The sequence below is a fragment of the Microbacterium cucumeris genome, assembly GCF_058349845.2.
Genome location: NZ_JBYRIZ020000002.1, coordinates 20,515 through 44,868, shown reverse-complemented (window position 1 = coordinate 44,868; position 24,354 = coordinate 20,515). Strand labels below are relative to the sequence as shown.

The 24,354-nt window shown below is 70.7% G+C and carries 23 protein-coding genes; 11 read left to right on the top strand and 12 right to left on the bottom strand.

What is annotated here, in order from left to right; all coding sequences use genetic code 11:
* Window positions 1–65 precede the first annotated feature (65 nt).
* On the top strand, window positions 66–1,037 hold the full coding sequence (locus AC3RXZ_RS06810) for a cation diffusion facilitator family transporter (protein WP_243232713.1): 972 nt from the start codon (window positions 66–68) through the stop codon (window positions 1,035–1,037).
* Between the two features lie 7 nt (window positions 1,038–1,044).
* Here AC3RXZ_RS06810 and tadA read toward each other — a convergent pair whose 3' ends face one another.
* Window positions 1,045–1,500 carry a tRNA adenosine(34) deaminase TadA gene (gene tadA, locus AC3RXZ_RS06805; protein WP_283818253.1) on the bottom strand — a complete coding sequence of 152 codons (456 nt, stop codon included), beginning with the start codon at window positions 1,498–1,500 and terminating at the stop codon, window positions 1,045–1,047.
* A gap of 44 nt (window positions 1,501–1,544) precedes the next feature.
* Between tadA and upp the strand changes: the two genes are divergently transcribed.
* Window positions 1,545–2,177 (top strand): uracil phosphoribosyltransferase, encoded by a 633-nt coding sequence (gene upp, locus AC3RXZ_RS06800; protein WP_243232715.1) that lies wholly within the window; start codon window positions 1,545–1,547, stop codon window positions 2,175–2,177.
* Between the two features lie 30 nt (window positions 2,178–2,207).
* Here the strand turns inward: upp and AC3RXZ_RS06795 are convergent, their stop codons facing one another.
* Together AC3RXZ_RS06795 and nadE are read right to left on the bottom strand one after the other, a co-directional pair.
* Window positions 2,208–5,693, bottom strand: coding sequence for a TM0106 family RecB-like putative nuclease (locus AC3RXZ_RS06795; protein WP_491493541.1), 3,486 nt, complete (start codon window positions 5,691–5,693; stop codon window positions 2,208–2,210).
* Between the two features lie 67 nt (window positions 5,694–5,760).
* Window positions 5,761–6,579 carry an NAD(+) synthase gene (nadE, locus tag AC3RXZ_RS06790; RefSeq protein ID WP_491493540.1) on the bottom strand — a complete coding sequence of 273 codons (819 nt, stop codon included), beginning with the start codon at window positions 6,577–6,579 and terminating at the stop codon, window positions 5,761–5,763.
* A gap of 123 nt (window positions 6,580–6,702) precedes the next feature.
* Here nadE and AC3RXZ_RS06785 point away from each other — a divergent pair, with 123 nt between their 5' ends.
* Entirely contained in the window at window positions 6,703–7,656 is a 954-nt protein-coding gene (locus tag AC3RXZ_RS06785) for an aldo/keto reductase (protein WP_491493539.1), read from the top strand.
* A gap of 24 nt (window positions 7,657–7,680) precedes the next feature.
* Here AC3RXZ_RS06785 and AC3RXZ_RS06780 read toward each other — a convergent pair whose 3' ends face one another.
* The 4 genes from AC3RXZ_RS06780 to AC3RXZ_RS06765 all read right to left on the bottom strand — a co-directional run bounded on the left by AC3RXZ_RS06780 (window position 7,681) and on the right by AC3RXZ_RS06765 (window position 12,994).
* Window positions 7,681–10,704 carry an AAA family ATPase gene (locus tag AC3RXZ_RS06780; protein WP_491493538.1) on the bottom strand — a complete coding sequence of 1,008 codons (3,024 nt, stop codon included), beginning with the start codon at window positions 10,702–10,704 and terminating at the stop codon, window positions 7,681–7,683.
* Entirely contained in the window at window positions 10,704–11,858 is a 1,155-nt protein-coding gene (locus AC3RXZ_RS06775; protein WP_491493537.1) for an exonuclease SbcCD subunit D, read from the bottom strand. The genes AC3RXZ_RS06780 and AC3RXZ_RS06775 overlap by 1 nt, the downstream gene beginning before the upstream one ends.
* Before the next feature lie 284 nt (window positions 11,859–12,142).
* Window positions 12,143–12,607 carry a DIP1984 family protein gene (locus AC3RXZ_RS06770; protein ID WP_491493536.1) on the bottom strand — a complete coding sequence of 155 codons (465 nt, stop codon included), beginning with the start codon at window positions 12,605–12,607 and terminating at the stop codon, window positions 12,143–12,145.
* 78 nt (window positions 12,608–12,685) lie between these two features.
* Window positions 12,686–12,994 (bottom strand): GNAT family N-acetyltransferase, encoded by a 309-nt coding sequence (locus AC3RXZ_RS06765; protein WP_243232731.1) that lies wholly within the window; start codon window positions 12,992–12,994, stop codon window positions 12,686–12,688.
* A 326-nt stretch (window positions 12,995–13,320) separates the two neighbouring features.
* Here AC3RXZ_RS06765 and AC3RXZ_RS06760 point away from each other — a divergent pair, with 326 nt between their 5' ends.
* Both AC3RXZ_RS06760 and AC3RXZ_RS06755 read left to right on the top strand, forming a co-directional pair.
* The gene (locus AC3RXZ_RS06760; RefSeq protein ID WP_491493535.1) at window positions 13,321–14,007 is read left to right on the top strand and encodes a winged helix-turn-helix domain-containing protein; all 687 of its coding nucleotides are present in this window, start codon (window positions 13,321–13,323) and stop codon (window positions 14,005–14,007) included.
* A 205-nt stretch (window positions 14,008–14,212) separates the two neighbouring features.
* Window positions 14,213–15,172: a DNA-3-methyladenine glycosylase family protein gene (locus AC3RXZ_RS06755; RefSeq protein WP_491493534.1), complete on the top strand. Its 960-nt coding sequence runs from the start codon at window positions 14,213–14,215 to the stop codon at window positions 15,170–15,172.
* 3 nt (window positions 15,173–15,175) lie between these two features.
* Here the strand turns inward: AC3RXZ_RS06755 and AC3RXZ_RS06750 are convergent, their stop codons facing one another.
* Window positions 15,176–15,769 (bottom strand): helix-turn-helix domain-containing protein, encoded by a 594-nt coding sequence (locus tag AC3RXZ_RS06750; RefSeq protein ID WP_491493533.1) that lies wholly within the window; start codon window positions 15,767–15,769, stop codon window positions 15,176–15,178.
* 47 nt (window positions 15,770–15,816) lie between these two features.
* Between AC3RXZ_RS06750 and AC3RXZ_RS06745 the strand changes: the two genes are divergently transcribed.
* The 3 genes from AC3RXZ_RS06745 to AC3RXZ_RS06735 are packed head-to-tail and all read left to right on the top strand — an operon-like array spanning window position 15,817 to window position 18,451.
* The gene (locus tag AC3RXZ_RS06745; protein WP_491493532.1) at window positions 15,817–16,674 is read left to right on the top strand and encodes a class I SAM-dependent methyltransferase; all 858 of its coding nucleotides are present in this window, start codon (window positions 15,817–15,819) and stop codon (window positions 16,672–16,674) included.
* Window positions 16,667–18,229 carry an MFS transporter gene (locus tag AC3RXZ_RS06740; protein ID WP_491493531.1) on the top strand — a complete coding sequence of 521 codons (1,563 nt, stop codon included), beginning with the start codon at window positions 16,667–16,669 and terminating at the stop codon, window positions 18,227–18,229. Before AC3RXZ_RS06745 ends, AC3RXZ_RS06740 begins: the two co-directional genes overlap by 8 nt.
* A gap of 9 nt (window positions 18,230–18,238) precedes the next feature.
* The gene (locus AC3RXZ_RS06735) at window positions 18,239–18,451 is read left to right on the top strand and encodes a hypothetical protein (protein WP_243232743.1); all 213 of its coding nucleotides are present in this window, start codon (window positions 18,239–18,241) and stop codon (window positions 18,449–18,451) included.
* A gap of 13 nt (window positions 18,452–18,464) precedes the next feature.
* Here the strand turns inward: AC3RXZ_RS06735 and AC3RXZ_RS06730 are convergent, their stop codons facing one another.
* Genes AC3RXZ_RS06730 through AC3RXZ_RS06715 form a run of 4 tightly spaced genes read right to left on the bottom strand, consistent with a single transcriptional unit; the run spans window position 18,465 to window position 22,254 of the window.
* A complete protein-coding gene (locus AC3RXZ_RS06730) occupies window positions 18,465–19,220 on the bottom strand; it encodes an iron ABC transporter ATP-binding protein (RefSeq protein ID WP_243232745.1) in 756 nt (251 codons plus the stop codon).
* Window positions 19,217–20,215 carry an iron chelate uptake ABC transporter family permease subunit gene (locus tag AC3RXZ_RS06725; protein ID WP_491493530.1) on the bottom strand — a complete coding sequence of 333 codons (999 nt, stop codon included), beginning with the start codon at window positions 20,213–20,215 and terminating at the stop codon, window positions 19,217–19,219. Before AC3RXZ_RS06725 ends, AC3RXZ_RS06730 begins: the two co-directional genes overlap by 4 nt.
* Window positions 20,205–21,221 carry an ABC transporter permease gene (locus AC3RXZ_RS06720; RefSeq protein WP_491493529.1) on the bottom strand — a complete coding sequence of 339 codons (1,017 nt, stop codon included), beginning with the start codon at window positions 21,219–21,221 and terminating at the stop codon, window positions 20,205–20,207. Before AC3RXZ_RS06720 ends, AC3RXZ_RS06725 begins: the two co-directional genes overlap by 11 nt.
* Before the next feature lie 16 nt (window positions 21,222–21,237).
* On the bottom strand, window positions 21,238–22,254 hold the full coding sequence (locus tag AC3RXZ_RS06715; protein WP_491493528.1) for a siderophore ABC transporter substrate-binding protein: 1,017 nt from the start codon (window positions 22,252–22,254) through the stop codon (window positions 21,238–21,240).
* A gap of 83 nt (window positions 22,255–22,337) precedes the next feature.
* Between AC3RXZ_RS06715 and AC3RXZ_RS06710 the strand changes: the two genes are divergently transcribed.
* The 3 genes from AC3RXZ_RS06710 to AC3RXZ_RS06700 are packed head-to-tail and all read left to right on the top strand — an operon-like array spanning window position 22,338 to window position 24,317.
* On the top strand, window positions 22,338–23,102 hold the full coding sequence (locus tag AC3RXZ_RS06710) for a siderophore-interacting protein (RefSeq protein WP_491493527.1): 765 nt from the start codon (window positions 22,338–22,340) through the stop codon (window positions 23,100–23,102).
* 35 nt (window positions 23,103–23,137) lie between these two features.
* Window positions 23,138–23,542, top strand: coding sequence for a VOC family protein (locus AC3RXZ_RS06705; protein WP_491493526.1), 405 nt, complete (start codon window positions 23,138–23,140; stop codon window positions 23,540–23,542).
* 31 nt (window positions 23,543–23,573) lie between these two features.
* The gene (locus AC3RXZ_RS06700) at window positions 23,574–24,317 is read left to right on the top strand and encodes an SDR family oxidoreductase (RefSeq protein ID WP_491493525.1); all 744 of its coding nucleotides are present in this window, start codon (window positions 23,574–23,576) and stop codon (window positions 24,315–24,317) included.
* Window positions 24,318–24,354: the final 37 nt, after the last annotated feature.

The window sequence follows — 24,354 nt, the reverse complement described above, 5'->3', positions numbered from 1 at the left end:
CATCCTATGGCGGACGCCCCGCGGGCTCTCCTGCGATGCCCGGATGCCGGAACTAGACTCGTGTCATGAGTGCATCGGGCGGCGGCAAGGCCATCATCGCGGCGTTCCTGGCGAACATGGGGATCGCCCTCGCGAAGTTCATCGCCTGGGCGCTGTCGGGTTCCGCGTCGATGCTCGCCGAAGCCATCCACTCCGTCGCCGACTCCGGAAACCAGCTGCTGCTCATGCTCGGCGGGCGCAAGGCGAAGCGCACCGCGGACCGGGAGCATCCGTTCGGCTACGGCCGCGAACGGTACGTGTACGCCTTCGTCGTGTCGATCATCCTCTTCTCGGTCGGCGGGGTGTTCGCGATCTATGAGGGCATCGACAAGCTCACGCATCCGCACGCCCTGGACCCGGTCTGGTGGTGGCTGCCGCTGGTCGTGCTCGTGGTCGCCATCGGTCTCGAGTCCTTCTCGCTGCGCACCGCGGTGCGCGAGAGCAACCTCGTGCGCGCCAAGGGTCAGTCGTGGGTGTCGTTCGTCCGCCGCTCCAAGGCGCCGGAGCTGCCGGTCGTGCTGCTGGAGGACGTCGGGGCGCTGACCGGTCTCACGTTCGCTCTGCTCGGTGTCGGGCTCACGGTCATCACCGGCAACCCGCTGTTCGACGCGCTCGGCACGCTGATGATCGGAACACTGCTCGTGCTGATCGCGATCGTGCTGGGTGTCGAGACGAAGAGCCTCCTGGTCGGCGAGGGCGCGAACCAGGGCGATCACGATCTGATCGTCGACGCGATCGTCTCCGGCGAGGAGGTGGAGAAGCTCATCCACCTGAAGACCCTGTACCTCGGGCCGGACGAGCTGCTCGTGGCCGCGAAGATCGCGTTGTCCGGTGACAAGACGGTGCGCGAGGCGGCCGACGACATCAACGACATCGAGAAGAGGATCCGGGATGCCGTTCCCGTCGCGCGGGCGGTGTACATCGAGCCGGACATCTACCGCCCGTCGCTCGATCCCGAGCCCTCCACCGACGTGTTCGTCCTGAAGTCCGCCGACTGAGTCGTCGTCAGCGGCGGGCCTCGAAGAAGGCGCGCAGCAGCGACGTCGCGTCGTCCTCGTCGACTCCGCCGACGACCTCGGCGCGATAGGGCAGGCGCCGATCCCGCAGTACGTCGTACATCGAGCCCGCGGCCCCCGCCTTGTCGTCCCAGGCCCCGAAGACCACGCGGCCGATGCGAGCCTGCAGGACCGCCCCCGCGCACATGACGCACGGTTCGAGCGTCACGACCAGGGTGTGGCCCTCGAGGTTCCACGAGCCGAGAGAGGCCGCGGCGCGCCGCAGCGCCACGATCTCGGCGTGTCCCGTCGGGTCGTGCGTCTCCTCACGGGTGTTGCGCCCCTCGGCGACGATCCGCCCGGCGGCGTCGAGGACGACCGCCCCGACGGGGACGTCGCCCGCGTCGCCGGCCTCCGCGGCGAGCGCGAGCGCGCGCTGCATGCCCTGTGCGTCCGATCCGGCCATACGTCGACCCTATTGCGCGCCGCTGCGGGCAGTACCCTGGATCCATGCGTGTTCACGTCGCCGACCACCCCCTCATCACCCACAAGCTCTCGGTGCTGCGCGACCAGCGCACGCCGTCGCCGGTGTTCCGCCAGCTCACCGAGGAGCTCGTGACGCTTCTCGCCTACGAGGCGACGCGCAACGTGCGGGTCTCCCCCGTCGAGATCACCACCCCCGTGACGACGACGATGGGCGTCAAGATCTCCGAGCCGCGACCGATCGTCGTGCCGATCCTGCGCGCCGGACTCGGAATGCTGGAGGGGATGGTGAAGCTCCTTCCCACGGCCGAGGTCGGATTCCTCGGCATGGTGCGCGACGAGGAGACCTTCGAGCCCACCACGTACGCCGAACGCCTCCCGGACGATCTCAGCGACCGGCAGTGCTTCGCGATCGACCCCATGCTCGCCACCGGCGGCTCGCTGGGCGCGGCGATCCAGTTCCTGTTCGACCGCGGGGCCAAGGACGTCACGGCCATCTGCCTGCTGGGCACGCCCGAGGGCGTCGCGGCGATCGAGAAGCTGGTCGGCGACCGGGACGTGACGCTCGTGCTGGGTGCTCTGGACGAGCGCCTCAACGAGAAGGGCTACATCGTGCCCGGTCTCGGTGACGCGGGCGACCGCCTGTACGGCACGGTCTGAGCCCCGCGCCTCCGCGTCGCTCGACCCCGATCACTCCTCGTCCGCACCGACGAGACGTGCGAAGGCGCTGAGGCGCACGACGCCCTCGGTCGTCCACGGCAGGTCGTCCAGCAGCGCCGGAGAATGCACGAGGTACGCGACGCTCTTCGCGCGGGAGATCGCGACGTTCAGCCTGTTCTGCAGCAGCAGGAACTCCGGTCCCCTCGGGGCGTCTCGCCCGCTCGAGGCCGCGAGCGACGTGATCGAGACCACGGCCTCCTTGCCCTGAAAGTTGTCGACCGTGCCGACGGGAACCCGCCCGAACCCGGCATCCGACAGCGCCTGATGGATCAGCTGCTTCTGCGCGTTGTACGGAGCGACGACGATGATGTCCTCCTGCTCCAGCGGACGCGGAGGCGATCCGGTCATGCCGTCGACGAAACTCCGCCCGATCAGGTCGTGCACGATCCGCACGACCTCGGCGCTCTCCTCGACGGACTGCGTGGCATTGCCGCGATGGCGCACCGGGACCACGTGCAGTCCCGGTCGGATGCCGTCGACCGTGCGGCGCTCGGTTCCGGGCGCCGACGCGAGTCGTCCGGCGTAGGCCAGGCGGGAGACAGGGGCCGCCACGGCCGGGTGCATCCGCCAGGACTTCGCCAGGAAGTGCCCGTAGGCGGGGTCGAGCACCTGCTGACCCGACATCACCCACCCCAGAGCCGACGTGTCCACGGGTTCCGGGTGCGTGCCCTGACTCACCTGAGGCAGCTGCTGCGGGTCGCCCAGCAGCAGCAGGTTCTTCGCGCCCGCCGCCACGGCGATGGTCGAGGCGAGCGAGAACTGGCCCGCCTCATCGATCACGAGCAGGTCGAGTCCTGCGCGATCCACGCGTCGCGTGTTGCTGAAGTCCCACGCGGTGCCGCCCACGACGAAGCCCTCGGGGTGTTCGCCGATGAACGCCGCCATGCCGTCCTTCGGGATCACCGTGAAGGGCGGTTCGACGTCGGCGTCCTTGGGGTGCTTCGCCACCTGCGCCGCGGGGACCCCGTCGGCGATGACCCGGCCCAGCAGCGTCTCGACGATCGCGTGCGACTGGGCGACGACCCCGATGCGGAACCCGTGGTCGCGCACGAGCCGAGCGATGACCTGCGAACCGGTGTAGGTCTTCCCCGTCCCCGGAGGCCCTTGGACGGCGAGGTAGCTGCGATCCAGGTCGAGGATGCCGCGGACGATCGCATCGATCGCGTCGCCGTTCGCCGCCGGCAGCGGCCCGCCGGACACCGTGCGCGGCACCGCTCGGCGCAGGATGTCGGTCGCCGCGTCCTTCGGGAAGTGCGGTGCCGCCTCGTGGACGGCCTGCGCCCACTCCTCGATCGCCTTCTGCTGCGAGGCGACGTTCGGCGGCGCGGCCGGGGTCAGCGCCAGCGGCACCTCGTCCCACGTCTCCCCCTGCACCGCGCGCTCGCGCACGACGTATCCGTCGTCGAGGACCTCGACGATCTCCACCTCATGCGGAGCGTGGATCACCCGCGACGGCAGGTCGGCGATGAACGGCGCCGGTGTCTCGTACAGCGCGAACGGACGTCCGCCCACGCCGAGCGTGCTGCCGGGAGCGACCTCCCCCCGCAGTTCGACGAGCCGCGTCAGGGTGCGATTGCCCTCGCCCACCGCCCAGTCCTCGACCGTGCGGCTGCGGGAGGCGTCCACGCGCAGCACGTCCCGCGTCTGCTCCCACACCGAGACGGGTTCGCGCAGCCGCTGGAAATGCCCCTGCCAGAAGCTCTTCATCTCGCGCGGGTAGTAGTCGATCGCCGCGGCGGCCACGCGGTGGACCTCGCCGTCGCCGCCGGACCGTTCGAGGTCCTCGCCGTCCGCGAGCAGCGCGACCGAAAGCGGCGACGGCTCGTACGCCCTCGTCTCGGGCTCGTCGGGAGGAGCGGGCAGCACCCCCTCCTGCTTCGCTAGCCCGATCAGCCAGTCCCGCAGCCGGCGGGTGGACACGCAGTCGTAGCGGTTGTAGTCCGCGAGGTCGGCGAAGATGCCGGCGGCCTCGGCCTCCTGCCCTGCCGCCCGCAGTTGGCGCGCCTCGACGTACCGGACGATCGAGTCGTCCCCCTTCTGCACGTCGCTGGTGCGCACCTCCGCTCCCATGTAGAGCGGCTCGAGCTTCTTGATCGAGTACGAGCGCGACCCGACCCGCACCGAGCGCAGCACGAGGGGGTAGAGATCGACGAACACGCCCTCGCGCAGCAGCCGGTCGACGTCCGCCTCCCCCACCCCGTGACGCGCGGCCATCGCCGACAGGTGCGAGGTCTCGTACGGCGCGTAGTGGTAGATGTGCATGTCGGGATGCGCCTGCCGCCGCAGCTTCACGAACGCGAGGAAGTCGAGCAGCGCCCGCTTCTCCTCGGCGAAGCTGTGCGCCCACAGCGCGGTGTACTGCTCGACGTTGTCGATCCAGCCGAACAGGTAGTCGATGCCCCAGTGCGGCCGGTCCCCGCGATCGGGGTCGGCGGCCGGCTCCGTGTAGAGCGGATCGCCCTCGAAGTCGAAGAAGATGTCGCCGTGACTGGGCCGCGGCATGAGTCCGATCGCGTTCGGCGAGATCAGCTCGAAGGGCGGCGGGTCGCCCTCGTCGGGGCGGGCGCCGACCTGGAGCCGCGCCTGGGCTCGCAGCGCCGCGAAGGTGTCGGCGTTCATGCCGTCCGGCGGCTCGGGTGCGTCGACGAGATCGTCGATCGTGCGGATACCGGCGGCGCGCAGTCGCTGTCGCTGCACCGGTCGCATCCGCGCGACCATCAGCAGGTCGCGATGGGCGAGCACCTGCTCCTCGCAGGCGGCGCACCGGCCGCAGGCGGCGATCCGCAGATCACCGCGTTCATCCCCCCAGGCGAGCGGCGCACCGCCGGCACCGTCGCCGACCGCACGATCCGCGATGAGCGCGCGCAGGCGGGCTCTGCGGACACGGAACAGCGGGAGCAGATCGTCGACGGCGTGCGTGCTGAGCGTGCCGTCGCCGAGGATCAGGTCGACCTCGTCCGAGCGCGGAACGCCGAGCCGGTCGAGCTGATCGACGTATGCCGCCAGCTGCATGAGAGCGGTGACGCGGGCCGTGCGCGCGAGCTTGGAGTCCTGGACACGCCAGCGATCGTCCTCGTCACGCAGGAGGAAGTCGGCGAAGCCGACGAACTCGTCGGTCGAGAAGGCCGCCTGGAAGAGCACCTTCGCGTCCGATCGCAGCGCGTCGCACGTCTCGGCGACGACCGCCGCGAGCGAGGCGGAATCGGCCGAGGAGACCTTGGACACCTCGTGCACCGCCGTGCCGAAGCGGTCGCGGTAGGCCTGCAGGACGTTCTGCTCGTGCACGTCGCCGAGCTCCGCCGCGCGCAGCAGGGTGGCGTCCTCGGGTTCCTCCACGGCCGGGACCCGGCCGAGCTTCGCATCGATCGTGCGACACCAGGCGAACTCGCATTCCGCGGCGAGCTTCAGGTCGCTGGCACTCCAGACGATGCGCTGCGCCGCGGTGTCGATCCTCATGGTTCGAGACTAGTTGCGGGCTCGGACACGGCCGCGGGCCCGGGCGAGGCGCGACGACCGACGGTGCTCAGCGCCACCAGGTGTCGGACGGCGTGACGGGAAGACGTCGCTTGTGCTCGGTCGCCCGGTACTTGTCCTCGATGCGGGCGGCCGCGTCGGCGTCGACCGGACGTCCTTCCAGGTAGTCGTCGATCTGCTCGTAGGTGAGGCCGAGTTCGTCCTCGTCGGCGCGACCTGGCTGCCCGTCGAGGAGGTCGGCGGTCGGCACCTTCTGCCACAGCCGTTCGGGGGCGCCGAGCTCCCGCAGCAGCGCCTTGCCCTGGCGCTTGGTGAGTCCGGACAGCGGGAGGATGTCCGCGGCTCCGTCTCCGAACTTCGTGTAGAAGCCCGTCACGGCCTCGGCCGCGTGATCGGTCCCGATCACCAGCATCCTGTCGTGCCCCGCGAGCGCGTACTGCGTCACCATGCGGATACGGGCCTTGATGTTCCCCCGGTTGAAGTCCGAGACCTCGGCGCCGGCCGCCTGCTCGATGTCCTTCTCGACGCCGTCGACGCCGCCCTGGATGTTGACCTCCACCACACGGTCGGCGGCGATGAACTCCAGCGCCGCGACGGCGTCGTCGGCATCCTGCTGGATCCGGTACGGCAGACGGACCGCGATGAAGGTCGCCGGGGCCCCGGCCTCGCGCACCTTCTCGACGGCGAGCTGCGCGAGCCGCCCCGCGAGCGTCGAGTCCTGCCCTCCGGAGATCCCGAGGACGTATCCGTGAGCACCGGTCGTCACGAGGTAGTCGGCGAGGAACTGCACTCGTCGATCGACCTCGGTCCTGGCGTCGATGTCGGGCTCGACGCCCAGGGCGTCTGCGATCTCCTGCTGAAGCGACACGGAATCCTCCACTCTCTGTCCGCGTCCAGTATCGCGCGTGCGGATGACAGTCGTGTGACGTCGACGCGGAATAGCCGGTGCGGCAGACGACTTGTCCTCAGAAGACGACGAAAGCGAGCATCCATGACCCTCCTCGGCCGCAGCGACCTCGATGTGTTCCCCCTCGCCCTCGGCGGCAACGTGTTCGGCTGGACCGCCGACCGCGACGCCTCCTTCCGCATCCTCGACGCCTTCACGGAGGGCGGAGGCGACTTCATCGACACCGCCGACGCGTACAGCGCCTGGGTGCCGGGCAATTCCGGAGGAGAGAGCGAGACCATCCTCGGCGAATGGCTGGCCGCACGTCGGCCCCGCGACGTCGTGATCGCCACCAAGGTCAGCCAGCACCCCGAGTTCCGCGGACTGTCCGCGAAGAACGTCCGAGCGGCAGCGGAGGCATCCCTGAAGCGGCTGGGCGTGGACACGATCGACCTCTACTACGCGCACTTCGACGACGAGAACACCCCGCTCGAGGAGACGGTGGCCGCCTTCGGTCAGCTCGTCGCGGACGGCCTGGTCCGCCACACGGCGGTGTCGAACTACTCGGCCGACCGCATCCGCTCCTGGATCCGCATCGCACAGGATGCCGGCACCGCCGTGCCCGTCGTCGTGCAGCCCCACTACAACCTCGTGCACCGCAACGACGTCGAGGAGAGCATCATCCCCGTGGCGGAGGAGTTCGGGCTCGGACTGGTGCCCTATTACGCCCTGGCCAGCGGCTTCCTCACCGGGAAGTACCGTTCGGAGGATGCCGGAGCCGTCGCGTCGGCGCGCGCCGGCGGCGCCGCGAAGTACGCCACCGCGCACGGCCTGCGGATCATCGACGAGCTCGAGCGCATCGGCCGGGCCCACGGCGCCTCGGTGGCATCTGTGGCCCTCGCGTGGCTGCGCGCGCAGCCCACGGTCGTCGCGCCGATAGCGAGCGCGTCCCGGGTGGAGCAGGTGGAGGATCTGCTGCAGAGCGTGCGGGTCCAGCTCAGCGCCGAAGAGGTCGCGTCGCTGAGCGCCGTGTCCGCCTGGACACCGGCCAACGCCTGATCGAACGGGCCCGCGGGGGTCGCGTCAGCGCGGCTGGACGATCCGGCTCGGTCCGGTGTCGGTCTGCTCCACACGCAGCTGGGCGGGGATCTGCTCCTGCATCGCCTCGACGTGGCTGATGACCCCGACGGTGCGCCCGCCGGAGCGCAGTTCGTCGAGGGTCCTCATCGCGACCTCGAGGGTGTCGGCGTCGAGGGACCCGAATCCCTCGTCGATGAAGAGGGTGTCGAGCGTGATGCCCCCGGCGCGACCCGTCACGACCTCGGCGAGGCCGAGCGCGAGAGCGAGCGACGAGAGGAAGGTCTCGCCTCCGGACAGCGACTGCGCCGGTCGCGTGCGCCCGGTGAACGCGTCGAACACGACGATGCCGAGTCCGCTGGCCGCTCCCCGCGCGGCCAGGGCGTCGGAGTGGTGCAGCTGATACCGCCCGGTCGACATCTCGCTGAGCCGGCGGTTCGCCGCCGCGACGATCTCCTCGAGCTCAGCGGCGAGCACGAACGTCTCCAGGGTCATGCGGTGCGAGTTGCCGGCGCGGCCGGCGATCGTGTCCGCAAGACCACGCAGCACCTCGTGCTCCTCGGTCAGCGCCGCGCTGCGTTCGTGCTCGGCGACCGCGGCGTCGATCAGCCCGGACAGCTGCTCCGCCGTCGCCTGCGCGGCCGACGCGGCGCCCATGGCCTCGGTCCACGCCGTCCTGGCGGCTGCGGCTGCCTCCTCGGCCGGCGCGACGTCGATCGGCTGATCGGGGAGGGCTCGCAGCTCGAGAGGCAGCAGGATCCGCTTCTCCGATTCGCGCTGCACGGCATGGGCGCTGATGCGGGCCTCGAGCGCTTCGCACTCCACATCGGATCGCAGGGCGGCCTCGACCGCGGACTCATCCTCGAAGTCCGAGTCCGCGACGGCCGCGTCGGACTCGGCTCGCGCGGCGTCGGCCGCAGCCGTGCGCCGCGCGAGCTCGCTGAGCGCGTCGGCGAACGCGCGTGCCGCCCTGATCTGCTCAGCCGCCTCGGTCATCCGCTCGGCGACCGAGTCGAAGGCACCGCGCGCCTCGGCGATCAGCGCCTCCGCTTCGCGCTCGCGCTCCTCGACGACCGCGAGTTCCTCGCGGGCCGCCGCCAGCGCGGTCGCGGCGTCCTCGCGCCGGCGCTCCAACTGCTCGGAAGCCGCATCGAGCGCGGCCAGTCGCTCGTCGAGGTCGGCCGCCCGAGCGGCCGCGGCGACGGCGGCATCATGGGCGGCGATCGCGGTGGCGAGCTCCTGCTCGGCCTGAGCGGGCGTGCGACCGTCCGCTCGTGCCTCGGCGGCGGAGCGCTCCGCCCGGAGCGCCGCGCTGAGCTCCGCCGCCTCGCGTTCGACGGCCGCCGCAGCGTCGCGTTCCTGCTGGGCGGCCTCCACCGCCTCCGCCGTGACCGGGTCGGTGTGCGCCGCCGGTGCCGGGTGCTCCGTCGCCCCGCAGACCGGACAGGCCTCCCCCGGCACGAGAGCCTGGGCGAGTTCGCCGGACATGCCGTCCAGGCGCCGCTGCAGCAGCTGCGCGAGAGTCGTCTGTGCGGTGGCGAACGCGGCGCCGGCATCGGCGTACGCACGTTCGGCGGCGGCGAGCGAGGCCGCGAGCCGCTCCGCCTCCGCGGCGGCCGCCTGTCGATCCGCCGCCTGGTCCCGGTCGCGCGCCAGGTCGTCCGCGCGGTCGGCGAGTCGCCGTGCGGCGTCGCGATCGGCGATGAGACCGACGCGTCGCGCGGGAAGCTCGGCACGCTCGGCGTCGTCCGCCTCGATCCGCGTCGTCGCCGCCGCGACCCGCTCCCGCGCCGCCTCGAGCTCCGCACGCCGCGCGGTGGCCTGCCGCTCGTACTCGGCCGCCCGCTCCCACGTTCCGCTCAGCCGCATGCGCTCAGCGGCCCACTCCTCCAGGCTCTCCGCCGTGACGGGATCGCACGGCATCCCCAGTGCATCCCAGGACGCCCTGGACTCGACCTCGGCCTCGGCAGCCGCAGCGCGGGCCTCGTCGGCGCGGCGCAGCGCCGTGATCGTCGGACGCAGCGATTCGGCGCGTCGCGCCCGATCCAGCTCCTCCTTCGCGCGTGCGATCTGCGGCTGCTCGTCGTCGAGCAGGGCGAGAGCGGCGCGGGCACGGTCCCGCTCCTGCTGCGCCGTCCGCTCCTCGCGCAGGACGGTCAGTGCGGCATCCGCAGCCAGCGCCGCCCGTTCGGCGTCGTCTCGCGCCGCGGAGGCCCGCTCCGCCCGGTAGCCGGCACGCGCGAGTGCGCGACGCAGGGCGTCGATCCGCTGCTCAGTCGTTCCGGGTCCGGCGGCACCGGACGAGAGGTCCGCGTCGGCGTCCTCGGCATCCCGTCCCTCGGACGAACCCCAGAGGCCGGCCGTCGTCACGAGGTCCTCTGCCTGCTCGAGCCGCGCTCCGACCGCCGCGAACCGCGCGCTCAGATCGTTCTCGGATCGCCGCCGCCGCTCCTCGAAGCGCGCCTGGATGTCCTCGAAGCGCTCCGTGCCGAACAGACGCCGCAGCAGCGCCTGACGCTCCCTGCTGTCGGCGAGCAGGAACCGGGCGAAGCGGTTCTGCGCCAGCAGGATCACCTGCAGGAACTGGCTCTGGCTGAGCTGGAGGATCTCATCGAGCTCGTGAGCGACGTCCACCGCGCGCGCGGCGCGGCCCACCCACCCGTCGCCGGTCCACTCGTCCAGCGCCACCGCGGAGGCCTGCTTGGTCATGCCTCCGCCGCGCTTCGCCGGGCGCTGGTATTCGGGCGACCGCGTCACCCGGAACCGCCCGGCGGTCGTGCTGAACTCGACGACCACCTCGCTCGGGTCGTCGGGTTCGCAGTGATCGCTGCGCAGCCGCTTCTCGCCGCCGTCGTAGCGGGGAACCGCACCGTACAGCCCGAAGCAGATCGCGTCCAGGATGCTGGACTTGCCCGCGCCGGTGCGTCCGGCGATGAGGAAGATCCCGTCCTGGGCGAAGGCGTCGAAGTCGACCGTCTGCCGCTCGCGGAACGGGCCGAACCCCTCGACCTCGAGGCGATGCAGGCGCACTAGACCAGGGCCTCAGCGGCCACCCGCTCATCGAGCACCTCGCGGATGAGCTCCGCCTCGCGCTCGGTCGGGCCGTGGCCGGCGCGGACGTGCGCGAGGAATGCCTCGACGCGCTCGGCATCCGTGACGGCCGATCGCAGCCGAGCCGCGTACGACTGCTCGAGGCTCGCGGGGGCGTCGACCGGGTCGTGCTGGACCATGGCGCAGAACGGGAACCGCTCCTTGAGCCGGCGCATCGGCTCGGCCTGCGGGAGGGGATCCGTGTACACGGCGCACACCCAGTCGTCGGCGTGGGCTGCGGCATTCGCGTCGGACAGGATCTCGTCGAGGGCTCCGGTGAGGGTCACCAGGCGCCGCGGCACCGGCAGCTCCAGCCACTCGACGCCGGCCAGACCGTCGACGTCGAGGTCGACGAGCCAAGATCCGCGCGGCTTGTGCTGCTCGCCGAAACTGTAGTGCAGCGGAGCCCCGGCGTAGCGGACGCGCTCGCTGAGCTGCTGGCGGCCGTGGATGTGCCCCAGAGCCACGTAGTCGGGCCCGTCGAGGACCTCGAGGGGCACGACGTCCAGCCCGCCCTGACGCACCTCGCGCTCCAGGCCGGTGGTCGCTTCGACGCCTGCGGCGAAGCAGTGCGCGATCGCGACCGAGCGGCCCGGGTGCGCCGCCATGCCCGCGCGGACGAGGTCCATCGCGTGGGCCATCGTCTGCGCCTGCGAACGCAGCGGCACGTCGGGCCAGTGCTGACGGACGATCGCGGGCTCGAGGTACGGGATGCCGAAGAAGCGCACCGGCCCCGCGGCATCCTCGATCGTGACGGGATCCCCGATCGCGGTCGGATCGGTGAGGACGTGGATGCCGTCGCGCAGCAGCCGGGCCTGGAAGCCGAGACGGGCCGCGGAATCATGGTTGCCGCTCGTGACGATCACGGCGGCGCCGAGGTCGTTCAGCGCGACCAGCGTGTCACCGAGCAGCGTGTAAGCGGGAGCTGCCGGGGTCGCGGAGTCGAACACGTCCCCCGCGACGATCACGACGTCGACGTCGTGATCGCGCACCTGCGCCACCAGCGCGGCGAGCACCTCGGCCAGTGCGTCCATGGTCGAGTGCCCATGGAACGTGCGGCCGATGTGCCAGTCGGAGGTGTGCAGGATTCGCATGTACTCACGGTACGAGGGGGCACCGACATCGCCGACGAGGCGTGCCGCGCGCACCCGGGAACCGTACACCCGGGAACGAACCGTCCCCCTCGCGGAAGGTCCCCTGACCCACCCTCGTCACGACGATCGGCACGCGGTGGTGCACTCTGCGCGATGCGCGTTCACCTGTGCGGCGTGCGGGGCTGCGCGATGCGGGATCTGGGCTGCCCTCCACCCGAACATGGGCCGGATGTTCCCCTCCGGCAGGGGTTGTGCCCGCCTCGTCGTGACTACCGACTTCCGCGTCATCCCTCCAGATCGTGGGTCCAGTTCGCCTGCTGGATCCGGTTGTCGAGCTCGCGCAGCTCCTGCGCGAGCTCGTCGGCCGCGGACCGCAGGGGCGCCACCGGGAGCGCCGCGATCTGGCGCAGTTCGGAGCGCATCTGCCGGAGCCCGACCTGATGCGCCCCGGATGCGGCGGCCGCGGCATCCGCCAGCAGGGAATGCTGCAGCCGCAGCACGTCCCGCCGCGCGAGGGCGTCCGTCATCGTGCCGTCCCCGAGGTCGAGGCGGGCGTTGGTCGCGTTGATGCGGCGGATGAGGTCGCGCAGCTGTCCCAGGGCGGCCTCGGCCTCGACGAGGAGTGCAGCGGCGTCCTCGGCCGGTTCCTCGCCCTCCTGATAGCGGGCGTTCGCCGTGATGCGGTCGCGAAGCTGTTGGATGCGTCTCTGCAGGTCGGCGCGGGCGGTGAGGGCCTCGGCGAGTTTCATGTCGGCATCCTCTCAGATCCTGCGATCGGCGTAACAGAGCGTCACAGTCGGCCGAAGCCTGCTAGAGGCGCCCGCAGCTCACCGGCGACGCAGCAGTCCCCGGTGCTCGGGATGCGCCTCGAACCAGTCGGCGACGTACCAGCACACCGCGTCGACCGTGCGATCACCGCGCGAAGCGATGTCGGCGACCGCGCCCTCGACGATCCGCGCCGCATGCCCCTGACCGCGGAAAGTCGGGACCGTGAAAGCCCGTGTGAGCGCGATCGTCGACCCGTCGTCGCGGTAGTCGAGCACGCTCACGAGCTGTCCGTCGCGCAGGAGGGCGTACCGCGACGCATCCTTCTCATCGGTCAGGACGAAGCCGTCTGCGAGGGTCGAATCGGTCACGCCACCACGTTACGCCCGCCTTCGGACGCGGGGGGCGTTTTGACACGGGAGGACACGATCCGACATAATCCCCCCATGACCACCAACGCACGCCCTTTGTCCGCCCAGGAGGCGAACGGGACTGCCGGGATGATGATGCCCGGTCGCGTTGGCATGTGTTGCCGAATGTGCAGCTGACACCTCAGCACACCGCGCCCCGCTCGGCCTTCGCGATCTGCGACGCCTGAGCCCCGAGCATCCACCTGCGTGCTCGCCACCGGCCCTCAAGGTCATTCTCGCAACGCATCCGAGCCGCATCGGCTCACCCTCCCAAGGACTTCATCATCATGTCGAACACCGCTACCCTCGAGCGTCCCGCCACCGCCCGTCTCCGCCCGGCCGACGCGCCCGCCGTCGCCGCCGACCTCCCCGCCACCCGTTCGCCCCGCGGCTTCGCGCTGTACGTCGGGCTGGACGAGATCAAGGCCGCCGAGGCGGGTGTCAGCCTCCCGCTTCTCGTGGACGCGCTGCGCCGCACGCTCGCCGAGCTCGCCCCCGGCGCCGAGACGCACGCGACCGTCGCCCTCGCGCCGCACGGGACCGGTGGTCGCGACCTGGACGTCGTCCGTCTCGCGCTGCAGGAGCCCGGAGCCATCGCCCGCACCAAGGCCGCCGAGGACGAGGTCGCCGAGGAGAACGAAGGCGTCGTCGTCGACATCTCCCGCAAGCGGGTCCTCATCGACGGCGAGTCCGCCGCGTTCACCTACAAGGAGTTCGAGCTGCTGCAGTACCTCGTGCTGCGCGAGGGACGCACGATCGAGCGCACCGAGCTGGTCGGCGCACTGTGGCAGTCCCCCGAGGACGAGACCCCCGGCGAGCGCACGATCGACGTGCACGTGCGGCGTCTGCGGGCCAAGCTGGGACGTTACGAGGACATCGTTCGCACCGTGCGCGGTGTGGGCTACCGCTTCGACCGCCACGCCGACGTCGTGATCCGCTACGGCCACGGCACCCCCTCGCCCGACCGTTTCTGATCCCCGTCGCGCCCGGCGTCTGCCTCCGAAGTCCGCGCACCCCACGACGGTCCTGCGGTCCACGGATCTGCGACACCTTTCGACGTCTGCCACAGGAACTTTCCGGCGCATATGCCGAGAAGTGGCGCAGAACCCGCGGGATGCACGGGATGCACGTGGGGCAGCGCGACTGCGCGGTGTCAGGGACGCCGCGTAAGGTGACCGCATGACCTTGACAGCGGATGCCGCGGCCACCGGCTCGCACCTCTCGGCCGAGCCGCTGCGGGCGACGTACCGCCCCGCGGAACCGCTCGATCTCGTCCGCACCGTCGGTGTGCTGATGCGCGGCCCGAAGGATCCGACGATGCTCGTCGACGGAGCGACCGTGTGGCGCGCGAGCCGCACTCCGGACGGAGTCGCCACGCTCGCGGTGCGCTCGGTGTCCGGCGAGGTCAGGGCGACGGCGTGGGGCCCTGGTGCCGCTTGGGCCCTGGACCAGCTGCCCGCCCTGTGCGGTGCGCAGGACGACCCGACCGGATTCGACGTCTCACGGCACCCGATGCTCGCCGAGATCGCCCGGCGCACGGCCGCCGTCCGGCTCACCCGCACGGATCTCGTCTTCGACGCGCTGGCCAGCGCCGTCATCGAGCAGAAGGTCACCTCCTTCCAGGCCTTCGGCGCCTGGCGGGTCCTCGTCACGCGCTTCGGCGACCGCGCCCCCGGCCCCACCCCGCGCCCGATGTCCGCGCCGCCGTCGATCGACGGGTGGCGTGCGATCCCCTCCTGGGCGTGGCACCGCGCCGGCGTCGAACCGCCGCAGTCGCGCGCCGTCGCCTCGGCCGCGTCGCGCGGCGGACGCATCGCCGCGGCCGTCCTCGACGCCGCGACGGGTGCCGACCGCGACCACATCCTCACGAGCCTTCCGGGCATCGGCGCCTGGACGGCCTCCGAGACGCGCATCCGCGCTCTCGGGGACCCCGACGCCGTCAGCGTCGGGGACTACCACCTCGCTCATCAGGTCGGCTACGCGCTGACCGGGTCCCGCGTGGACGACGACGGGATGCTGGAACTGCTGGAGCCCTGGGCCGGTCATCGTCACCGGGTCATCCGCCTGATCCTCGCCGGCGGCCCGCGCGAACCGCGCCGCGGACCGCGACTGGCCCCGCAGGACCACCGCCGACACTGACGGTCAGTCCGCGGCGCGCGGCACGGTGCCGGCCGGCAGGTGACTGCGCTCCCCGTCGTTCGTGACGATGGTCAGGATCTCCACCGGCCCGGACTGCGCGCCGATGACGTGCGGAGTCGTCGTGGAGAACTCGGCGGACTCACCCTCCTGCACGAGGATCACGCGGTCGCCGAGATGGAGTCGCGCGGTGCCGGAGAGCACGGTGAACCAGTCGCGGCCCGGGTGCACGGCCATGTCCTCTGGACCGGTCGGACGCTCCGGCGAGATGCGCATCTTCGCGACCGTCACGCCGTTCACCGCGCGCTCGTTGGACAACAGCCAGATGGTGGCGTGATCGACCGTGCAAGGATGCGGCCGGATCACGACGTCCTCGGCGTCCTCCGTCTCGATCAGCTCGTCCAGCGTCGTCCCCAGCGCCCGCGCGATCGGGACGAGCTGGTCGAGCGCGATGCGACGCTCGCCGGTCTCGATCCGGCTGAGGTTCGACGGGCTCAGGTGACATTGCCGCGCCAGGGCATCCAGTGTCCATCCCTTGCCCAGCCGCAACGCGCGGATGCGCTGTCGGACGACGCGATCCAGATCCAACTTTTGCCCCATAGGCAATATGGTATGCGCTTAACGCATCTGCGCGCTACCGTTCTTCCATGCCTGAGACACACACGCACGGTCACTACCATGACCACGCCGCTTCCGCACGGGACCACGGCCACGGCGCCGGTCACGCCGACGTCCTCGACCTCGACGCGCTCGTCGTCGGCCACCTCGACGAGCTGTTGAGCTGGATCGACGATCGCCTCACCACCGCGCCGGCACGCGCACTGGACCTCGGTGCGGGCAGCGGCACGGGAGCAATAGCGCTGGCACGCTTCTTCCCCGAGGCCTCCGTGATCGCCCTGGACCGCTCGACGGACATGCTGTCGCATCTGCAGGATGCTGTCGCTCGCGCCGGTCTCGATCGCCGGGTCGCCACCGTGCACGCCGACGCCGACACGGAGTGGCCCGAGATGGGCTCCTTCGATCTCGTCTGGGCGGCATCCTCGCTTCACCACATGAGCAATCCCGGACTCGTCCTGCGCCGGGCGCACGCGGCTCTCGCGGTCGACGGAGTGCTGGCCGTGACCGAGATGGACGGGCTCCCGCGCTTCCTGCCCTCGGACCTGGGTTTCGGCCGTCCCGGCCTCGAGCAGAGGTGCCATGACGCCATGCGCGAGCGCGGATGGAACGCGCATCCCGATTGGACCTCGGCTCTCGAGGAGGCGGGATTCGTCGACGTGGAGCGGCGCACGTTCACCTACCGGCGCGAAGCCGTCTCCGCGGAGGCGCGCGGCTACGCGCGCCGGATCTTCGCCACTGTGCGCGCACACCTCGGCGCGATGATCGGGTCGGCCGATGCGGAGAGCATCGACCGCCTCCTCGATGACGACGACGCCGGCTCGCTGGCGAGGCGCGACGACCTCGTCGTCACGAGCGCCCGCACCATCTGGGTGGGCCGCCGTGGCTGACGGGCGCACCGCGGCAGAGACCGTCGAGGACTCGGGCCGCCGGCAGCGCATCCTGCTCGCCGTGTGCGCCGCTCTCATGGCTGTGGTCGCCTCCGTGTCCGGACTCAACGTCGCCCAGCCGCAGGTCGCGGTGGAGCTCGACGCCTCGCAGACCACGGTCCTGTGGATCATCAATGCGTACACGCTGACGCTCGCCGCTCTTCTGCTGCCGCTCGGTGCCGCGGGCGACCGGTGGGGGCGCAAGCCCATGCTGCTCGTCGGTCTCGCGGCCTTCGCCGCGGCGAACGTGCTCGGCGCGCTGGCCCCGTCGGCCGAGGTGCTCCTGGCCGCACGCGTGGTGAGCGGCATCGGCGCGGCCATCATCATGCCGATCACGCTCGCCGTGATCACCTCGACCTTCCCGGAAGCCGAACGCGCGAAAGGCATCGGCGTCTGGTCAGCCGTGGGAGGAGGCGGCGGGATGCTGGGGATGTTCCTCTCCGCCGTGCTCGTCGATCTCGGAAGCTGGCGCTGGCTGTTCGTCCTGCCCGTGACACTGGCCGCGGTGGCCTTCGTGATCGCTCTCCTGTCCGTGCCGAACACGCGCGATGTTCCCGCGCACGGGTTCGACGTCGTCGGCTCGATCACGTCGGCGGTCGGTGTCGTCGGGGTGATCACGGCCCTGCATGAGGGTCCGGTCCACGGGTGGACGACGCCCCTCAGCCTCACCGCGATCATCAGCGCGGGAATCGCGCTGATGATCTTCATACCGTGGCAACTGCGTTCTCGAGGCCCGCTGCTGGACCTGCGCCTGTTCCGCTCGCCGCGGCTGTCGACCGGATCCGTCTCGCTGCTGGCGGCGTTCGCGGTGCAGGGCGGCGTCCTCATCGTCCTCCTGCCGTACTTCCAGACCGTGCTCGGCTGGTCCGGGTTGGGCGCGACGCTGGGGATGATGCCGATGGCCGTGGTGATGATGCTGGCCGCAGGACTCGCGCCGAGAGTGTCCGCCCCGTTGGGGATCAGGAGCACGCTGCTCATCGGCATCGCCCTGTTCGCGGGCGGACTGCTGCTGCTGGCTGCTCTGGTGTCGGTCGACGGAGGCTACCTCCCCGTTCTGCCCGGGCTGCTCGTCATGGGCGTGGGCATGGGCATCGCCATGACCCCGGCGACGGAGGCCATCACCGGGGCGATCCCACGCGAGCATCAGGGCCTCGCCTCGGCGCTGAACGATGTCACCCGCGAACTCGGAGCGGCTCTGGGCATCGCGGTGCTGGGCGCCTCACTCGCGTCGGGCTATCGCAGCGCGATCGAACCGCAGCTCGCGGATGTGCCCGCGGGCACCGCCGAGGCCGCACGCGAAGGCGTCGCGAACGTGATCGCCGCCGCGGGTGCGGACGCGGACGCGCAGGGTCTCATCCGCGCCGCCCAGGAGGCCTTCATCGCGGGCTGGCAGCAGTCGATGTGGGTCGGAGTCGCGGTGATGGTGGTCCTGTTCGCCTTCGTCGCCGCATCCGGCCGCCGCGCCTCTCCGCGCAGGAGCGCCGCGGCCGCTGACAGACCGACGAGCGCACTCTAGGCTGGGGGCATGGCGGCGTCGAAGAAGCAGCGATGGACCTGGCTGGGCGGCACGACCCTGCTGCTCGTGATCGGCATCGTGGTGGGTCTGGTGCTGCAGAACGTGTGGCTCGGCATCCTCCTGGCGGCGATCGTGTCGATCGGATGGCTCCTGCTGGTGGAGTCGCGCAAGGGCGACAACAACACCGGCGTGGGCGACGAGACCCACGGTATCGAGGTCTGAGCGGCCTGGCGGTTCAGAACGTCAACGCGATCGGGCGGCCGTCGATCATCCGGACATCGACCGGGTGCTCGTAGATCGCCTGCAGCACGTCGGGGCGCACGATGTCCCCGGGTGCCGCGTCGGCGACGATGCGCCCTCCCCGCATCGCCACGATCCGGTCGGCGTGATGCCCGGCGACGTTGATGTCGTGCAGCACGACGATCACCCTCTTGCCGAGTTCGTCGGCCATCCGCCGGATCAGCTGCATGATCTCCGCGGCATGACGGAGATCGAGGTTGTTGAGCGGCTCGTCGAGCAGCACGTAGCGGGTGTCCTGCGCCAGCACCATCGCGATGAACGCGCGCTGGCGCTGGCCGCCGGACAGCTCGTCCAGGAACCGCTCGCGGAACGCCCCGAGATCGAGGTAGTCGATCGCGCGATCGATGTGGTCGCGGTCCTCGACGGTGAAGCGTCCCTTCGAATGCGGGAATCGGCCGAACTCCACGAGGTCGTGCACCGTGAGACGCGCGGCGATGTGGTTGTCCTGGCGGAGCACGGCGAGCACCTTCGCGAGCTCGCTCGACGGAGCGGTCGCGACGTCCGCCCCGTCGACCGAGATCCGGCCCGCGTCGGGAGCGATCAGACGGCCGATGAGTCCGAACAGCGTGGACTTGCCTGCGCCGTTGGGTCCGATCAGCGCCGTGACGCCCTCGGCGCCGAACTCGACGGAGACGTCGTCGAGCACGACGCTTCGTCCGTACCGCTTGGTGACGTTCTCGAGCGCGATCATCGCGCCCCCTTTCTGAGGACGAGGAAGAGGAAGAAGAGTCCGCCGGCGAACTCGATGATCATCGAGAGGCTGCCGCCGAAGCCGAAGACCCGCTCCAGGACCACCTGGCCGCCGAGCAGGCACAGCATCCCGAGCAGCGCCGCGGTCGGCAGCGTCCACGCATGACGGAACGTGCCCGCCCACGAATACGCGAGGTTCGCCACGATGAGGCCGAAGAAGAGGATCGGGCCGACCAGGGCGGTGGATGCCGCGATCATGACGGACACCAGGGTGAACAGCAGCATGACGAGCCGCCGGTGATCGATGCCGAGTCCGATCGCGGCCGGTTCGCCCAGCGTCAGGACGTCCAGCCGACGCACGAGCGGGATCATCGCGGCGCAGGATCCGGCCACCAGCAGCCCGGTGAACAGCAGCAGCATCGGATCCGGCCGTGTCAGCGACGCGAACATGGCATCCGACAGCACCTGGAAGTCCAGGGGATCCAGCATCCGCTGCATCCACTCCGACAGGCTGCGGAAGAACGTCCCCAGCACGATGCCCACGAGCAGCATCAGGTGCAGCGAGCGGCGCCTGCCGCCGAACATCCAGGTGAACAGGAAGACGCTGAACGCGACCATGACGACGACCTGGACGGTCCACAGCAGCAGCTCGTTCGCGCGCAGGAAGGACGCCGACCCGAAGAAGAACACGATGGTGGTCGCGATCAGCACGTAGAACGCGTCGAAGCCCATGATCGACGGCGTCAGGATGCGGTTCTGCGTGATCGTGTGGAAGACCACCGTCGAGACGCCCACGGCGACGGCGACGACGAGCATCGCGAGGACGCTCAACCCGCGGATGCGCAGGGCGAACCCGAGCGAGCCGGGGACGTCCGTCAGCAGATACACCGCGAGCAGGATCAGGACGACGACCGCGAGGATGCTCAGGCGCACGGCCGGCCGGGTCAGCGCGGATGCCGATGCCGTCCTCCGCGGCGCGAGGGTCTCAGTGCGCACGGCTCCTCCTTCGCAGCAGCAGCCAGAGGAACAGCGCGGCGCCGATCATCCCGACGATCACCGACAGGGGGATCTCATACGGGAAGCGCACGACGCGGGCGATGATGTCGCACGCCAGGACGAACACCGCTCCGAGACCGGCGACCCACGGGATCGAGCGGCGCACGTTGTCTCCGATGATGAGGCTGACGATGTTGGGGACGACGAGGCCGAGGAACGGGATCATCCCGGCGGTGACGAGGACGGCGGCCGTGATGACCGCGATGATCACCATGCCGACCGCCACGACGCGGCGATAGTCCAGCCCGAGGTTCGTGGCGAACTCCTCACCGAGGCCGATCACGCTGAAGCGGTCGGCGGCGACCCACGCGATCCCGACCATGACCGCCGCGATCCAGAGGAACTCGTAGCGGCCCTGCATGATCGTCGCGAAGCTCCCCTGGGACCACTGGCCGAGCGACTGCAGGAGGTCCAGGCGGTAGGCGAAGAACGTCGTCACCGAGGCGACGACGCCGCCGAGCATGATGCCCACCAGCGGCACGAGCACGAGCTGTCGCACCGGGACCGCGCGCACGACACGGAGGAACACCCAGGTGCCGGCGAGGCCGAACACGGCGGCGACGCCCATCTTCCCGACGACCGCCATCGTCGGGAAGAACACGATCGTCACGAGCATCCCGAGCGTGGCGAACTCGCTCACCCCGGTCGTGCCGGGTTCGACGAACCGGTTGCGCACGAGCATCTGCATGATGAGCCCGGCGATGCCGAGGGACGCGCCGACGAGGATCGCGGCCACGGTGCGCGGGATGCGGCTGACGAGCAGCAGGAAGGATGCCGTGCCGTCCGTCGCCTCGCCGAAGAGCGTGACGGGTGAGACGTCGGACACGCCGATGAACAGACTCGCGACGGCGAGGAGGACGAGGAGCACGCCGATGAGCACCCCCGCCCAGCGGCGCCGGCGCGCGGGGGCGGGAGTGCTCGTCGGAGCGGTGGCTGCGACGGTCACGCGAGTGCTGCGGCGTTCACTCCGCGATCTGCAGGACGTCGTCGATGAGCAGCTGCGTGGTCTCGATGCCCCCGTAGACGATGTACCACGCCACCGGGTCGAGGTACACGATCGCGTCGTTCTGGTACGCCGTGGTCTGCTTCACGATGTCGTTGTCCAGGACCTGCGCCGCGGCCCCCGCCTCGGCCTCGCCGGTCGCGGCATCCCGGTCGACGACCCAGAGCGTCGCGGGGTCGATCTCGAGGAGGAACTCGAACGAGACCGGCTCGCCGTGGGTCGCGGAGGCGATGTCGTCGACCACCGGCTCGACGCCGAACACGTCGTAGACGAGCCCGCCGCGCACGTTGGAGCTGCCCGCTTCGGTGCCGGCCGGCGCCATGGCGTTGAGCTCACCGCCGGAGACCATCACGGCGAGTCCGTCGCCCGCCGCCGCGGTGGCCTCCTTCGCCTCGTCGATGCCCGTCTCGAGGTCGGCCAGTGCGGCCTCGGCCTCGTCCTCGGCGCCGAGCACCTCACCGAGGAAGGTCACGTTGCGCTCGAGCGTGTCGAGGTAGCTGCCGTTGATCCCGAGATCGATCGTCGGAGCGATCTGGCTGAGGTCCTCGTAGAGTCCGGAGGAGCGGCCGCCGATGATGATGAGGTCGGGCTGCTGCGCCTCGATCTCGATGAGATCGGCCTCGAACAGCGTGCCGGCGTTGAACGCGTCCTCGGCCAGGCTGTCCTGCAGGTACTCGGGGACGGAGTCCAGCGGCGCACCCGCGATCTCGCCGCCGAGCGCGCCGACCGTGTCGACGGTGGCCATCTCGAACGCCACGATCTTCTCCGGGTTCTTCGGGACCTCCACGGTCTCCGTCACGAACTCCGGCTCCTCGTCCTCGCCGGCCGTGTTGCGCTCCCAGGAGTACGAGACGGTCGCCGTCTCGGCAGATTCCTCGTCGGCGACAGGAGCGGGGTCGGCTCCCGCGCAGCCGGCGAGGGCGAGCGCGGAGACGAGGACGAAGGATGCTGCGGCGATCGAGCGTCGCGATGACATGGTTCTCCCTGGGGATCGGATACAAGGGGTCGAAACAAGGTAAGGCAATCCTCACCTGCTCAGAGGTAGGCTAACCTAACTTTATGACCTCGTCGAACTCCCCCTTCACGATCGAGCGCCGCATGAACGAGTTGCGCTTCCGCACCGTCACACTGGCCGGTCGCGAGCAGCTCGCCCCCGATTACGTGCGCGTGCGGCTCGAAGGCGAGGATCTCGCCGGCTTCGACTCCCCCGGCGCGGACGACCACATGCGCCTGTTCTTCCCGGCCGAGATCCCGGACACCGTCGAAGAGCTGCGCGCATCGCCGAGTCGCGAATACACGCCGCTGTCGTGGGGAGAGGACTGGCTCGAGGTCGAGTTCGCGGTGCACGGGGACGAGGGAGTGGCCGCGCCGTGGGCGGCGAACGCGCCCCTCGGCGCGCGGATCGGGGTCGGCGGACCGCGCGGATCCGCGGTGCTGACCGGGGCACCCGGCAGCTGGCTGCTCGTCGGGGACGAGACCGCGATCCCCGCGATCCGGCGCTTCGCCGCGCAGATCGGCGACGCGCCGGCACGCATCGTGATCGAGGTCCGCGGCGTCGAGGGCGAGATCCCGATCGACGCCCCTGTCCCGGTCGAGTGGTTGCACCGAGGCGATACGCCGTCGGGCTCCGCGCTGATCGCCTTCGTCGAGTCGCTGGGGACGGCGGATGCCGTGGGCGAGCATCCCTTCGTCTTCATCGCCGCCGAGCAGTCCATCGTCAAGCCGGGTCGCGCCCTGCTGGAGCGGTGGGGCGTCGACACGGCGCACGCCGTCGTGAAGGGCTACTGGAAGCGCGGCGAAGCCGAGTACCACGCCCCGCACTGAACGACTCGTCCGAGCACCCTGGCACACTGGGGCGCATGGCGAAACTCGATCATCTCGGCATCACCGTCGACGACGTCCCGGCGGCGTCGGCGCAGTTCCACCCGGTGCTGCACGCGCTGGGCTACACGCGAGCCCACGACGAGGAGGATCTCGCCTACTGGCGCTGCCCTGGGCAGCCCGAGATCCTGCTCTACCCTGCGCGCGCCGCCGGAACGGGTCCGCACGAGCACGGCCGTGTCGGCTGGCAGCACCTGGCGTTCGCGGTGGACTCACGGGATGAGGTCGACCGCCTGCATGCCCTCGCCCTCGACGCGGGATGGACCGCGGTTCGCGAGCCCAAGGAGTATCCCCGCTTCACGAAGAGCTACTACGCGTCGTTCCTCGAGGAGGACAACGGCATCCGGATCGAGGTCCTGCACAACCCGGACGGCTGGAACTGAGTCCGCTTCCGGCATGTGCCACCATGGGCGCATGAGGATCGCAATCGCCGGAGGAACAGGGATCGTCGGCCGCCACGCGGCTGACGCCGTTCGCGCCGAAGGACATCAGGCGGTGGTGCTGAGCCGGTCGCGCGGCGTAGACCTGCTTACCGGAGAAGGCCTTGATGCAGCGCTGGAGGGCGTCCATGCCGTCATCGACGCGGCGAACGTGGCCACCTTGAAGGCAAACGAGGCCATCGAGTTCTTCACGACCGCTACGGGCAACCTCCTGGCTGCGGCGGCCGCCGCCGAGGTCGCCCACGTCGTGCTCCTCTCGATCGTCGGGGTCGACCGCATCCCCTACGACTACTACGCCGGCAAGCTCGCCCAGGAGAAGGTCGTGGAGCGATCCCGCACGCCCTGGACGATCCAGCGGGCAACCCAGTTCCACGAGTTCGCCGCGCAGATGTTCGAAAGCGCGAGGATCGGACCGCTGCATATCGCCCCACGCGCCCGCACACAGCCGATCGCCGCCGCCGAGGTCGGCACGCGCCTCGCAGCGCTCGCATCGGGTACGGCACAGGCCCGCGCGCGCGACCTGGCTGGCCCGCGGGAGGAGTCCCTGAGCGACATGATCCGCGCGTATGGACGAGCGTCCGGCCACCGCGGGTGGATCCCCTCGCTGTCCGTACCGACCAAGCAGATGGCAGGGATGCGTGCAGGGCTGGCACTGCCAGGGCCGGACGCTCTACGAGGCGAGCAGACCTTCGCTGAATGGCTCGCCGCGCGTGACTGATGGATCCCTGCCAACCCTTCGACGCTTCAGGAACTGA

Excerpts from the sequence above, each read along its gene's own strand:
- AC3RXZ_RS06785 (WP_491493539.1), top strand. The coding sequence starts at position 6,703 with ATGACCCTCCTCGGCCGCAGCGACCTCGATGTGTTCCCCCTCGCCCTC.
- AC3RXZ_RS06775 (WP_491493537.1), bottom strand. The coding sequence starts at position 11,858 with ATGCGAATCCTGCACACCTCCGACTGGCACATCGGCCGCACGTTCCAT.
- AC3RXZ_RS06755 (WP_491493534.1), top strand. The coding sequence starts at position 14,213 with ATGACCTTGACAGCGGATGCCGCGGCCACCGGCTCGCACCTCTCGGCC.
- AC3RXZ_RS06795 (WP_491493541.1), bottom strand. The coding sequence starts at position 5,693 with ATGAGGATCGACACCGCGGCGCAGCGCATCGTCTGGAGTGCCAGCGAC.
- AC3RXZ_RS06760 (WP_491493535.1), top strand. The coding sequence starts at position 13,321 with ATGTCGAACACCGCTACCCTCGAGCGTCCCGCCACCGCCCGTCTCCGC.
- AC3RXZ_RS06705 (WP_491493526.1), top strand. The coding sequence starts at position 23,138 with ATGGCGAAACTCGATCATCTCGGCATCACCGTCGACGACGTCCCGGCG.
- AC3RXZ_RS06770 (WP_491493536.1), bottom strand. The coding sequence starts at position 12,607 with ATGAAACTCGCCGAGGCCCTCACCGCCCGCGCCGACCTGCAGAGACGC.
- AC3RXZ_RS06735 (WP_243232743.1), top strand. The coding sequence starts at position 18,239 with ATGGCGGCGTCGAAGAAGCAGCGATGGACCTGGCTGGGCGGCACGACC.
- AC3RXZ_RS06710 (WP_491493527.1), top strand. The coding sequence starts at position 22,338 with ATGACCTCGTCGAACTCCCCCTTCACGATCGAGCGCCGCATGAACGAG.
- AC3RXZ_RS06750 (WP_491493533.1), bottom strand. The coding sequence starts at position 15,769 with ATGGGGCAAAAGTTGGATCTGGATCGCGTCGTCCGACAGCGCATCCGC.
- AC3RXZ_RS06715 (WP_491493528.1), bottom strand. The coding sequence starts at position 22,254 with ATGTCATCGCGACGCTCGATCGCCGCAGCATCCTTCGTCCTCGTCTCC.
- AC3RXZ_RS06700 (WP_491493525.1), top strand. The coding sequence starts at position 23,574 with ATGAGGATCGCAATCGCCGGAGGAACAGGGATCGTCGGCCGCCACGCG.
- AC3RXZ_RS06810 (WP_243232713.1), top strand. The coding sequence starts at position 66 with ATGAGTGCATCGGGCGGCGGCAAGGCCATCATCGCGGCGTTCCTGGCG.
- AC3RXZ_RS06730 (WP_243232745.1), bottom strand. The coding sequence starts at position 19,220 with ATGATCGCGCTCGAGAACGTCACCAAGCGGTACGGACGAAGCGTCGTG.
- upp (WP_243232715.1), top strand. The coding sequence starts at position 1,545 with ATGCGTGTTCACGTCGCCGACCACCCCCTCATCACCCACAAGCTCTCG.
- tadA (WP_283818253.1), bottom strand. The coding sequence starts at position 1,500 with ATGGCCGGATCGGACGCACAGGGCATGCAGCGCGCGCTCGCGCTCGCC.
- AC3RXZ_RS06745 (WP_491493532.1), top strand. The coding sequence starts at position 15,817 with ATGCCTGAGACACACACGCACGGTCACTACCATGACCACGCCGCTTCC.